Origin of the sequence: Mycobacterium sp. (assembly GCF_050701675.1) — a bacterium.
Taxonomy (GTDB): Bacteria; Actinomycetota; Actinomycetes; order Mycobacteriales; family Mycobacteriaceae; genus Mycobacterium.
Genome location: NZ_JBOGDD010000972.1, coordinates 1 through 1,863, shown reverse-complemented (window position 1 = coordinate 1,863; position 1,863 = coordinate 1). Strand labels below are relative to the sequence as shown.

Genomic DNA, 1,863 nt, shown 5'->3' with positions numbered 1-1,863 from the left:
GGGTGTAGCCGAATCCGGGCTCCAGGGGCTCGATGACGAACTTGGACCGGTTCTCGGCGAGGCTCTCTTCGGACAGGGTGGGGCGCTGAGAGATCAGCATTGTGTTTCTTTATCTCCTTCTCGGCATCCGCTATTTGATGCCGTTTGGTGGCAGCGACCGGTCGGTCGCTACACGCATTACTTCGAGTAGAACTCGACGATCAGCTGTTCGGTGAGCGGCACCTGGATCTGTGCGCGCTCGGGAAGCTGGTGGACGAGGATGCGCTGGCGCTCCCCGACGACCTGCAGCCAGCCCGGGATCGGGCGATCGCCCGCCGTCTGGCGGGAGAGCTCGAACGGCAGCGTGTTCAGCGACTTCTCGCGGATGTCGATGATGTCGTACTGCGAGACCCGGTAGCTGGGAATGTCGACCTTCACGCCGTTGACGGTGAAGTGCCCGTGGCTGACCAGCTGGCGTGCCATCCGGCGCGTGCGGGCGAGCCCGGCGCGGTAGACGACGTTGTCGAGACGGCTCTCCAGGATCTGGAGCAGGTTCTCACCCGTCTTGCCCGCGTGGCGGTTGGCCTCTTCGTAGTAGAGACGGAACTGCTTCTCCATGACGCCGTAGGTGAAGCGAGCCTTCTGCTTCTCCTGCAGCTGCGTACGGTATTCGCTCTCCTTGATCCGCGCGCGGCCGTGCTGGCCGGGCGGGTAGGGGCGCTTCTCGAAGGACTGATCTCCGCCGACCAGGTCGACGCCAAGGCGGCGCGACTTGCGGGTGACGGGTCCGGTGTAACGAGCCATGTTCTAAATCTCCTCTAGACCCGGCGCCGCTTGGGCGGACGGCAGCCGTTGTGCGGCTGCGGCGTGACGTCGGAAATGGCGCCGACCTCGAGGCCGGCTGCCTGCAATGAACGAATCGCGGTCTCGCGGCCCGAACCCGGACCCTTCACGAAGACGTCGACCTTCTTCACGCCGTGCTCCTGCGCCTTGCGGGCAGCGTTCTCGGCGGCCAGCTGCGCGGCGAAGGGCGTCGACTTGCGCGAGCCCTTGAAGCCGACGTGACCCGACGATGCCCAGGCGATGACGTTGCCCTGCTGGTCGGTGATCGACACGATCGTGTTGTTGAACGTGCTCTTGATGTGAGCAGCGCCGTGCGGGACGTTCTTCTTTTCCTTGCGACGCGTCTTCTGGCCCTTCTTGGGGCCCGCGGCGCCGGTCTTCTTGGTGGGTGCCATTTACTTACCTGGCCTTCTTCTTGCCGGCGATGGTGCGCTTCGGGCCCTTGCGGGTGCGCGCGTTGGTCTTGGTTCGCTGGCCACGCACCGGGAGACCGCGGCGGTGCCGCAGGCCCTGGTAGCAGCCGATCTCGATCTTGCGGCGGATGTCGGCCTGCACCTCGCGGCGCAGGTCACCCTCGACCTTGATGTCGGCGTTGCTTTCGATGTAGTCGCGCAACTGCGAGACCTGATCGTCGGTCAGGTCCTTGGTGCGCAGATCGAAGTCGATGCCGGTGGCCGACAGGATCTCCTGGGAGCGGGTACGGCCGATGCCGTAGATGTAGGTCAGCGCGATCTCCATGCGCTTGTCACGCGGGAGATCGACGCCCAGTAGACGTGCCATTAGGCAGTGATTCCTTCTCGTCGCGGAGGTCTGTTCCCAGTCCGTTCCCGCCAGCCCGAGGGCTCTTCAACGGGGCCCGGCCTCCGTGCCGGGCGTGCCAAGCGGCCTATCCGCTCAGTGGTACTGGGAAGTCGTCATTCAGTTGTGTTGTCGCGCTTCGGCTTTCAATCAGCCTTGACGCTGCTTGTGGCGCGGGTCGGAGCAGATGACCATGACCCGCCGATGACGACGGATCACCCTGCACTTGTCGCAGATTGGCTT

Annotated in this window: 5 protein-coding genes; all 5 read right to left on the bottom strand. The window is 64.6% G+C overall.

What is annotated here, in order from left to right:
• Positions 1-100, bottom strand: a 100-nt coding sequence (locus tag ACRDUX_RS29360; protein WP_526419099.1) for a hypothetical protein, incomplete at its 3' end; no start/stop codon positions are given.
• Positions 101-177: 77 nt separating this feature from the next.
• Entirely contained in the window at positions 178-783 is a 606-nt protein-coding gene (gene rpsD / locus ACRDUX_RS29355) for a 30S ribosomal protein S4 (RefSeq protein WP_526419095.1), read from the bottom strand.
• A 14-nt stretch (positions 784-797) separates the two neighbouring features.
• On the bottom strand, positions 798-1,217 hold the full coding sequence (gene rpsK, locus ACRDUX_RS29350) for a 30S ribosomal protein S11 (RefSeq protein WP_284228620.1): 420 nt from the start codon (positions 1,215-1,217) through the stop codon (positions 798-800).
• A 4-nt stretch (positions 1,218-1,221) separates the two neighbouring features.
• Complete coding sequence (rpsM, locus tag ACRDUX_RS29345; RefSeq protein WP_526325649.1) at positions 1,222-1,602, bottom strand: 30S ribosomal protein S13; 381 nt, start codon at positions 1,600-1,602, stop codon at positions 1,222-1,224.
• A gap of 168 nt (positions 1,603-1,770) precedes the next feature.
• The coding region (gene rpmJ, locus ACRDUX_RS29340) for a 50S ribosomal protein L36 (RefSeq protein WP_526419097.1) at positions 1,771-1,863 on the bottom strand (93 nt) is incomplete at its 5' end.

Coding starts and splice junctions, on each gene's coding strand:
- rpsD (WP_526419095.1), bottom strand. CDS start 783: ATGGCTCGTTACACCGGACCCGTCACCCGCAAGTCGCGCCGCCTTGGC.
- rpsK (WP_284228620.1), bottom strand. CDS start 1,217: ATGGCACCCACCAAGAAGACCGGCGCCGCGGGCCCCAAGAAGGGCCAG.
- rpsM (WP_526325649.1), bottom strand. CDS start 1,602: ATGGCACGTCTACTGGGCGTCGATCTCCCGCGTGACAAGCGCATGGAG.